The 9,411-nt window shown below is 75.3% G+C and carries 6 protein-coding genes; 2 read left to right on the top strand and 4 right to left on the bottom strand.

Translation table 11 applies throughout. The annotated features are described in order from the left end of the window. A partial coding sequence (locus ACFV0G_RS18785; protein ID WP_380548530.1) for a S8 family serine peptidase occupies positions 1 to 1,922 on the top strand: 1,922 nt, incomplete at its 5' end. On the opposite strand, the gene ACFV0G_RS18780 is transcribed toward ACFV0G_RS18785, so the two are convergent. From ACFV0G_RS18780 to ACFV0G_RS18765, 4 genes are all read right to left on the bottom strand, one after another. Next, a complete protein-coding gene (locus tag ACFV0G_RS18780; RefSeq protein ID WP_380548527.1) occupies positions 1,863 to 2,294 on the bottom strand; it encodes a GtrA family protein in 432 nt (143 codons plus the stop codon). The genes ACFV0G_RS18785 and ACFV0G_RS18780 overlap by 60 nt on opposite strands. Then, positions 2,291 to 3,259 (bottom strand): glycosyltransferase family 2 protein, encoded by a 969-nt coding sequence (locus tag ACFV0G_RS18775; RefSeq protein ID WP_380548524.1) that lies wholly within the window; start codon positions 3,257 to 3,259, stop codon positions 2,291 to 2,293. Before ACFV0G_RS18775 ends, ACFV0G_RS18780 begins: the two co-directional genes overlap by 4 nt. A 71-nt stretch (positions 3,260 to 3,330) precedes the next feature. Next, positions 3,331 to 5,910, bottom strand: coding sequence for a YfhO family protein (locus ACFV0G_RS18770; protein WP_380548521.1), 2,580 nt, complete (start codon positions 5,908 to 5,910; stop codon positions 3,331 to 3,333). 108 nt (positions 5,911 to 6,018) lie between these two features. After that, positions 6,019 to 8,118, bottom strand: coding sequence for a PIG-L family deacetylase (locus ACFV0G_RS18765; protein ID WP_380548518.1), 2,100 nt, complete (start codon positions 8,116 to 8,118; stop codon positions 6,019 to 6,021). A gap of 149 nt (positions 8,119 to 8,267) precedes the next feature. Between ACFV0G_RS18765 and ACFV0G_RS18760 the strand changes: the two genes are divergently transcribed. Further along, entirely contained in the window at positions 8,268 to 9,305 is a 1,038-nt protein-coding gene (locus ACFV0G_RS18760) for a 3-isopropylmalate dehydrogenase (RefSeq protein WP_380548514.1), read from the top strand. Positions 9,306 to 9,411 lie beyond the last annotated feature (106 nt).

Genomic DNA, 9,411 nt, shown 5'->3' with positions numbered 1-9,411 from the left:
CCGGCGCCGGTCGGAGGGGGCGAGACGCGGTCGTCCGCGGTCGGCCCGTCGCCCCCTACCGGGGATGCGGAGCCGCGCCGCGCGCCGCCCCCGCCGCCGACGCCGGCGCGATCGGCGCGGTGTTCGCCGCCGACGGCGACAGCCTCGGCGAGATCGCCGGCGACAACCGGATCCCGGCCGTGCTGCTCGGCCGCGCCGACGGCGAGCGGCTCACCGCCGCGGCCGCGGCCGGCCCGGTCACCGTCCGCCTCGCCGCCGTCGGCAACACCCTGCACGGCTCGGTCTCCCAGGACCAGCCGCAGCGGGTCGACACCCTCACCTCGTTCACCTCCCGGGGCATCGGCGTCGACGGCATCGTCAAGCCCGACGTCGCCGCCCCGGGCGAGACCATCTGGTCGGCCAAGGCCGGCAGCGGCAGCGGCGGGATGCGCGAGGACGGCACCTCGATGGCCACCCCGCACGTCGCCGGCCTCGCCGCCCTCGTCCGCGCCGCCCACCCCGACTGGCCGGTCGCCGAGGTCAAGGCCGCCCTGATGAACACCGCGGGCGACACCTGGCAGGGCGACGACCACGGCGGCCCGGTGTACGGACCGGAGCGCACCGGCGCCGGCCGGGCCCGGGTGGACGCCGCGGTCGCCACCCCGGCGGTCGCCTACGCGGCCGGCGACGGCGCCGTGGACGGGGCGGTCGGCGTCTCGTTCGGACCGGTGGCCGTCACCGGCCCCACCGAGCTGCACCGCCAGGTCGAGATCCGCAACCACGGCGACGCCCCGCTCAGCTACGCGACGGACTACGCGCCCGCCACCGAGCTGCCCGGCGCCGCCTTCGCGATCAGCCCGGCCCGGGTCACCGTCGCACCCGGCGGCACCGCCCGGGTCACCGTCACCCTGCGGGTGCCCGGCCGGCTCGACCGCGCCCCGGACCCGACCCTGGCCCTGGTGCAGGCGGGCCGGGCCCGCAGCTACCGCGGCGAACTGTCCGGCCGGCTGCTGCTCACCCCGCAGGGCGCGGACGTCCCGGCGCTGCGGGTGCCGCTGTTCGCCGCCCCCCGGGCCGCCTCCCGCTTCGCCGCCGGTCCCCAGCTGCCGGGCGGGCGGGCGGCGACCGCGCTGCTCGCACTGACCGGCGCCGGCGCCCCCACCGGCGCCGACCCGGGCGGTCTGCTGAGCGCGTTCGTGCTCGGCGGCGAGGGCCCGCGCTGGCCGGACTGCCCGTCCGGCGGCAAGCAGGGCGACGGGATCTGCGTCGACCGGCCGGGCGAGCGGGTCGCCAACCTGCGGGCGGCCGGCGCCGCCAGCGACGCACCCACTCGGCAGGACCCGCTGGCCGAGGGGATGCTCTACCTCGCCGCCGGGACGTGGGCGCCCTCGGCCACCCCGGTCGGCATGTTCGGGGTTCGGGTCTCCCTCGACACGGACGGGGACGGCCGCACCGACGCGGTGGTCGCCGCCGCCCGGCTGCGCGGCAGCGACGTGCTGGTCGCCCGGACGACCGACGCCAGGACCGGCAAGGAGCTGGACGTCCAGCCGCTGAACGACCGCTGGGGCGACACCGAGACGGACCTGCTGGACGGCGACGCGCTGGTGCTCCCCGTCCGACTCGCCGCGCTGCCCGGGCTGAGGGCGGGGGCGTCCACCGTCCACTACGCCGTGTGGACCGGCCAGGTGCTGCCCGGCACACCGGAGGAGCGGGACGCGCTCGACTCGATCGGGCTGGAGGGCGGTCGGCCGGTGCTCGCCCTCGACGTGCTGCACCCCGCGCTGGACGTCCGGGACGGCACCGACGGGCCGGCCGCGATCGCGGTGCCGGAGCGGTCCGGGGCACTGCTCCAGGTCAACCGGAACGCGGCGGACGCCCGGCTGCTACTGGTCCACCACCTCAACACCGACGGCCGGCGCACGGAGGTCGTCCCGCTGCTCTGACGGCCGGCCGGTCAGCACCAGCTTGGACAGCACGTAGGTGATCGGGATCGCGACCGCTGCGGCCAGCAGCGGCGCGATCCGGTCGCTCACCCGGAGCCACTCCACCAGCAGCACCACGCCCCCGCTCTGCACCAGGTAGTTGGTGAGGTTGGGCAGCGGGAAGAGCAGGAACTTCCGCCAGGTCGGCCTGGTCCGGTAGGTGAAGTGGGTGTGCAGGAAGAACGACCCGACCATGGACAGCACGAACGCCGCGGTGAACGCCGCGAAGTACGGCAGGAAGGGGTGCATCGCCAGGTACAGCAGGTAGAAGGTCGCCGTGTTGGCGACGCCCACCAGGCCGAACCTGACGATTTGCCAGAACTGGGGCCTCACCCGCGCTCCCCGCCGCGGTAGCCCTCGGCGCGGAAGGCGGCCCGCGGCACGTTGGTCTCCTTGACCAGGAAGTGCGGCCGCCGCTTGGTCTCGTAGTAGATCCGGCCGATGTACTCGCCGATCAGCCCCAGCATCACCATCTGCAGGCCGCCGAGCGCCACGATGGCCACGATCAGGGTGACGTAGCCGGGCGAGTCCACGCCCTCGACCAGGGCGACCCCGGTGATCCACGCGGCGTACAGCGCCGCCACGCCGACCAGGGCCAGGCCGAGGTAGATGGCGATCCGCAGCGGCCGGTTGTTGAACGAGATCAGCCCGTCCATGCCGTAGTTCAGCAGCGCGCCGAAGTGCCACTTGGTCTCGCCGGCCTCGCGGGCGACGTTGCCGTAGTCGAAGGTGACGGTGTCGAACCCGATCCAGGAGAACAGGCCCTTGGAGAACCGGTTGTACTCCGGCAGGGACAGCAGGGCGTCCACCGCCGGGCGCGAGAGCAGCCGGAAGTCGCCCACGCCGTCCTGGAGTTCGACGTCCACCCAGCGGTTGACCAGCCGGTAGTAGAGCTTGCTGACGGCGCTGCGCAGCGGCCGGTCGCCCTCGCGGGTGCGGCGGGCGATCACCTGGTCGTGCCCGCGGTCGTACAGCTCCAGCATCCGCTCCAGCAGCTCCGGCGGGTGCTGGAGGTCGGCGTCCATCAGCACCACGGCGTCGCCGGTGGCCTCCTTGAGGCCGGCCAGCATGCCCGCCTCCTTGCCGAAGTTGCGGCTGAAGGAGACGTAGCGGGTGGTGTCCGGGTACTCGGCGGCGATCTTCCGCAGCCGCTCCAGGGTGCCGTCCGAACTGCCGTCGTCGACGTAGCAGAGCTCGTACTCGATCGGCAGGGCGTCCAGGTTCTCCCGGGTCGCGGCGTCGAAGAGCTCGATCACCGCTTCCTCGTTGTAGCAGGGGACCACGACGGACAGTCGCATCGGCTCCACCTCCGGCCTCGTACGCAGTCGGTGGCGGATCGCGCTGCCCCGTCGTTCCTGCTGTCTGGGATTCACACCGATGGTACCGGCCCGTCACCCGCCCGGAGGACGCCGCGGCGCCGCAGCAGGGTGACCACCGCCACGCCGCCGAGCACCGCGGCGGCCGCGCCGCTCGCGGCCAGGCCCGCGGTCAGCCCGGGCGGGGCGAACCCGCAGGAGACGCGGGAGGCGCCGGCGCCCAGCGGCACCCCGATCATGCCCAGCACCGAGCGCGGGGCGGCGGCCGCGCCGCCGTCCACCGAGCAGCGCCAGCCGTCCGCGGCCGGCACCGACAGCAGCGCGACTCCCTTGGAGCCGGGCGGCAGGTCGGCGGTCAGGGTGTGGCCGCCCGCGGTGACCTTCGTCGCCCCGGTGAGGGAGTGCAGGGCGCTGTCCAGGGCGCCGCGGTCCAGGCAGCCGACCGGCTGCGCGGGCAGCACCGCGGCCTTGGAGGTGCGCAGCTGCACGGTGACCCGGCCGTCGGCGGGCACCGGGCCGAGCTCGCGGATCGGCATCGAGGTCATCGGCTCCCGGCCCCAGCTGGTGTACTTCCCGCCGTGGCCCATCACGGTGCCGCTGAACCACGGCGCGTAGAAGAAGACGGTCGAGCCGGGGGTGCAGACCCCGGTGAAGGTCGTCCAGGCGCGGCCCTTCGGGGTGGCCGGCACCGACCAGCCGCCGGCCCGGGCGACCGGCCGCGGGCCGGCCGTCCAGGTGGGCTCGGGCACGCCGTACACCCGGGCGCCGAGCAGCGACTCCTGGCGGCTCCACACCGAACGGGTGTCGGGGGCGGTGTCCGGGTGGACGGTGACCAGCGGGGCGGCGGCCGCGTGCTGCACGGTGAAGCCCCTGCCGGTGCCGCCGGTGCCGTCCAGGTAGGTGGTGATGCCGAACAGCGCCCGGCCGACCGGGTCCATCGGGCTGAGCGTGTGCCGGCCCTGGATGTACCAGCCGGTGCCGAGGCCCTGCAGCATCTCGGCGGTGACGGCCGGCAGGTAGCTGGAGTAGTACGAGCCGCCCTCGCCGCCGAGCAGCAGCGGGTCGTTGTTGGCGAACTCGTGCGGGCCCGGGTCCGTGCGGGAGGCCGGCCAGTCCTCGTTCGCGCGGACCGCGTCCCGGGCGGCCAGCGAGTTGGCCGTGAGGGTGGTGCGCGGCACGTAGAACGGCAGCCCGTCACGGATCTTCGTCACAGCCCAGCTGGTGTGCACCGCACCGGCGAACACCCCCAGGACGAGCAGGGCGCCGGCGCAGCGGCGCGCGAGCGGGCGCGCGCCGGGCCGGTTGAGCGCCCAGAGCGCGGCGGGCACCAGCACGCCGCCGGCCGCGACCTCGATCCAGGTGGAGGGGCGCACCGAGCTCTGGCCGTGGCCGACCAGCGCCACCAGGGCGACCAGTGCGGTGCCGCCGAGCAGCGCCCGGCCGTCGGGGCGCCGCGCGAGCGACACCCAGGCCGCCATCACGAGCATCCCGCTCAGCACGTACGCCGCCCGGTAGGGGCTGCCGTTGGGGATCGCCAGCCCGTGCCAGAGCAGGATCGTCGGCTCCCAGACGAAGCTCGCCGCGGTGAGCACCAGCAGGACGAGCCAGCCGGCCCGCTCGGCGCGGGCCACCCGCCGGTTGAACGGGAGCGAGGCGACCAGCAGCAGCCCGAGCATGCCGACGAAGATGTTCGGCACCGAGTGGTCGGAGCGTCCGCCGGGCAGCAGCTGCGCCAGGTAGTCGGTCAGCCCCGGGGCGCCCGGGTAGGTGGCCGGCGGTGCGGGCTGCGAGGCCTTGCTGGCCTTGAGCGAGACGGTCATCACCGGCGCGGCCAGCAGCACGCCGGTGGCGAGCATCGCCGCCGCCCGGCCGGCCTGCCGCAGCCGCGCCCGCACCGGGTCGCCGGCCAGGGCCAGGCGCAGCAGGAGCACCAGGCAGGAGGCGATGGTGGCCATCGCGGCGGTGTAGAAGTTGCCGGCCCAGGCGAGGGTGACCAGCAGCGTGCCCGCCACCCAGCGCCGCTCCCGCAGGCACCAGTCGCAGGCCAGCCCGATCGCCGGCAGCGAGACCAGGCCCCACATCCACATCGGGTCGGGGGAGCCGTCGTTCAGCACCCATGCGCACAGCCCGTAGCCGACCGCGAGCAGCGACCGCTGCCAGGCCGGGCCGGGGGCGATCCGTCCGAGCAGCACGGTCATCGCCGCCGCGCCGAGCCCGATGGACAGCAGGGTGGCCAGGAACACCGCCAGGTCCACCTCGTCCCGCGGGAAGAGGCCGGTCAGCCAGGAGAACGGGTTCGTCAGGTAGGTGACGAAGTCCGCCAGGAAGGGCGAACCGAAGCCGCTGTTCCAGTTGACCAGCAGGTCGCCGGTGGACGAGCCGTGCAGCAGGTCCCACAGGTGGGCGTGGAACGGCACGAACTGGTTGCCCAGGTCGTTGACGGCCCGCGAGCGGGCGCCGAACGGGTACGTGCCGCGCAGCGCCGCCGCCGCGCAGAAGGCCAGCATCGCCAGCACCGCCGCGCCCGCCGCGGCGACCGCGTCCCGGTCGAGCAGCCGGCGGACGGCCGGCCGCCGGCGCCCGGCGGGGGCCGCCCGGTCGGGGGGCCGTACGACGGCCGTGCGCTCGCTCACTGCGGGGTGCTCCTGCCTGGCCCGGCTCGGGCCTGCGGTGTCGGGTGGTCGGGGTGGCGGAGGGTCGGACCGAGCATAGGTGCGCTCACACCGGCCGGCGGACCGGCCTCAGCCCGCCTGGCTCCACGCGCCGAAGGGGGCGCCCGGCACCGGCTGCCGGGCGATGTACAGGTTGCCGTCGGAGCCGAGCGCCGCGGCCACCGCCCGGCCGTCGGCGTCCGTGGCGAGGGCGGGGCTGTGCGCGAGCAGCGGGCCGTCGTGCTGCCAGTCGCGCCCGGCGGCGCGCAGGGCGATCCGCCCGCGGTCGTCGCGGACGGCCAGCGCCCCGGCGCCGGCCGAGACCCGGCCGAACCCGCCGGGCGGCGCGGACTCCGCGGTCACCCGCCAGCCGCCGTCGACCGAGCGTCGCTCGGCGGTGAGCACCCGGGCGCTCTTGGGCTCGCGGAACTCCAGCCGCAGCCCCCCGCCCGGGGCGAGCAGCGCGGTGACCGGCCCGGCCGGGGTCGGCAGGCCGGTGGGCGCCGCCGGCCGCAGCGGGCCGCCGGGGACGGTCGAGGCCCAGTGCACGACGGTGCGGCCGGGGGCGAGGACATGGGTGGTGCCGTCCCCGTCGACGACGATGCCGAGGCCGTCCTGCACGCCGCTGCCGGCCTGCGGGGGCAGCGCCAGCGCCGTCCAGGGGGTGTCGAGGGTGCGGACGGCGACGGTGCCGGACCAGGTGCGGGCGGCGATCTGCACCGTGCCGTCGGGCAGGACGGCGGCGACCGGGTAGCCGAACTCCATGGAGCGCACCGCGTCGTCGCCGTCCGGGGCGCCGAGGCTCTGCCACGGCCCGTAGGAGTCGTCGCCGTCCTGGACGCAGGTGACCACCTCGCGGCGGTGCTGCGCGGCGGCGTACCCGAGGTGGGTGCGGACGGCGATCAGCCGCAGCCGGCCGTCGGCCTGCCGGACGACCTGGAGCTGGCCCTCCAGGTCGCCGCCCGGTATCCGCTCGGGCCCGCGCCAGCTGCCGTCGGACTGCGTCCAGCGCACCGCGCCACCGTTGAGCAGGGCGAACGCGGTGAGCCTGCCGTCCGCGAGCGGCTGCAGCCAGGTGTCGCTGCCGGGGGCGCGGTAGCGGGTGGACTGTGCCCACCCGTTGCGCAGCGCGCCGGCGCCGACCTTGCGGTCGCCGCAGCCGGCCGGGTCGCCGCAGTGCCGGTTGTCGGCCCAGCCGTAGCTGTTCAGCGCCACCACCTTGCGCCCGACCGCGGCCTGGTCGAGGTTGTGCGGCAGGACGGCGTTGACGTAGCCGAGGTAGTGCTCCACCGAGGTGCTGCGGGCCTTGCCGCCGGCCCAGTGCCGGGTGAGCGCGGCCTGGGCGAAGTACGTCGAGTACGTGTGGTCCTGGTGGTCCAGGTAGACGGTGTCCTTGACCCCGGGCACCGCCTTGGGGGAGTGGTCCGGGTTCGGGTCGAGGGTGCGGACCACGGTCGGGCGGAAGTGGTCGAGCACCCCGTGCAGGGTGGCGATCAGCTGCTCGCGGGTGTAGCCGGCGCCGGGCGGCAGGCCGCTGTGCACCGGCGGCAGGGTCTCCAGGGCGGGCGTCTCGCCGAGCCAGAGCCCGCGCAGGCTCTCCTTGCGGGGCAGGCTCACCGAGCGGGCCTCGACCAGGGCGAGCAGGATCAGCTGCACCTGGGGCGCGGCACGCAGGGTGTGCTGCTCGACCAGCCGGCCCTCCAGGTAGCTGACCAGCTCGACGTCCCAGGGGCTGCCCTCGTCGCCGGTGGCGAGCAGCGCCAGGGCGGCGGTGAGACCGTTGATCCGGGCCCGGGTGTAGGCGGGCCGGTCGGCCCGGGTGACCCGGCCGAGCTCGGAGTGCAGCACGTTGCGGCCGTCGGACTCGCCGTCGGTGAGGCAGACCGTGACGCAGGCGGCGCCGGAGGCGAGCGCGTGGTCCAGGTCCGGGTTCATGAAGTACAGGTTGTCGTCCGGGTGGGCGATCACGTGGACGAAGGACTGCGAGAGGTTGTGGTTCGCTATGCCGTTCGCCCGGGCGGGCCCGTCCACCACGCCCGGTGCCTGCGACCCGCCCGCACTGTCGGCGGAGACCCGGCCCGCCGCGCGCCCCCCGTGCACGGCCTGCCACACACCGTAGCCGGACGCCGGCAGGGCCAGCGCCCCGCCGGTCAACCAGAGCGCTCGGCGTCTGCTGATCGGACCTGCCATACCGCATTCCCCCGTGAATTCCCCGTGTATTCCCGGAGGATTTTAACGGCCCGCCCCCGGACTCCGACCGAACCCCCTGCCGTATCCGGGAATGTCCGGATAGTGGACGCGAGGTGTCAGTCCCTGGGACGCGGAGTAGGGTCCTGAGCATGTCTCGAAGCCTTCGTCTCGCAGTGATCCCCGGTGACGGCATCGGCCAGGAAGTCGTGGCCGAGGGCCTCAAGGTGCTCCGCGCCGCCCTGCCCGCCGACGTGAAGCTGGAGACCACCGAGTACGACCTCGGCGCCCGCCTCTACCACCGCACCGGCGAGACCCTGCCGGACGCCGTGCTGGAGGAGCTCAAGGGCCACGACGCGATCCTGCTCGGCGCGATCGGCGACCCGAGCGTGCCCTCCGGCGTCCTGGAGCGCGGCCTGCTGCTGAAGCTGCGCTTCGCCTTCGACCACCACATCAACCTCCGCCCGGGCACGCTCTTCCCCGGCGTGAAGTCCCCGCTGGCCGGCGAGCCCGCGATCGACTTCGTGGTCGTCCGCGAGGGCACCGAGGGCCCGTACGTCGGCAACGGCGGCACGCTGCGCACCGGCACCCCGCAGGAGGTCGCCACCGAGGTGAGCCTCAACACGGCCTTCGGCATCGAGCGCGTGGTGCGCGACGCCTACCGCCGCGCCCAGGCCCGCCCGCGCAAGAAGCTCACCCTCGTCCACAAGAACAACGTGCTGGTGCACGCCGGCCACCTGTGGACCCGGATCTTCGAGCAGGTCGGCCGGGAGTTCCCCGAGGTCACCACCGACTACCTGCACGTCGACGCGGCGACGATCTTCTTCGTCACCCAGCCCGAGCGCTTCGACGTGATCGTCACCGACAACCTGTTCGGCGACATCCTGACCGACCTCGCCGCGGCCGTCACCGGCGGCATCGGCCTGGCCGCGTCCGGCAACATCAACCCCACCGGCGACTTCCCGTCGATGTTCGAGCCGGTGCACGGCTCCGCCCCGGACATCGCCGGCCAGGGCAAGGCCGACCCGACCGCCACCGTGCTGTCGGTCGCCATGCTGCTGGAGCACCTCGGCTTCACCGCCGAGTCCGCCGGCGTCCAGGCCGCGGTCGCGGCCGACCTCGCCGAGCGCTCCGGCACCCGCTCCACCTCCGAGGTCGGCGACGCGCTCGCCGCCCGAGTAGCCGGCTGACGGGCCGGACCGGACATCCTCCGCGGCGGGCCGGCGGGGGCGGGGGCCGGGTACACACCCGCCGACCGGCGGTTGGGGGCCCGCCGCCGGAGGGGAGTGTAGAGAC

It is taken from the genome of Kitasatospora sp. NPDC059571, from assembly GCF_042735675.1.
Classification (GTDB): domain Bacteria; phylum Actinomycetota; class Actinomycetes; order Streptomycetales; family Streptomycetaceae; genus Kitasatospora.
Note: the sequence above shows the minus strand (reverse complement) of the source record. Positions and strands in the feature narration are given on the sequence as shown.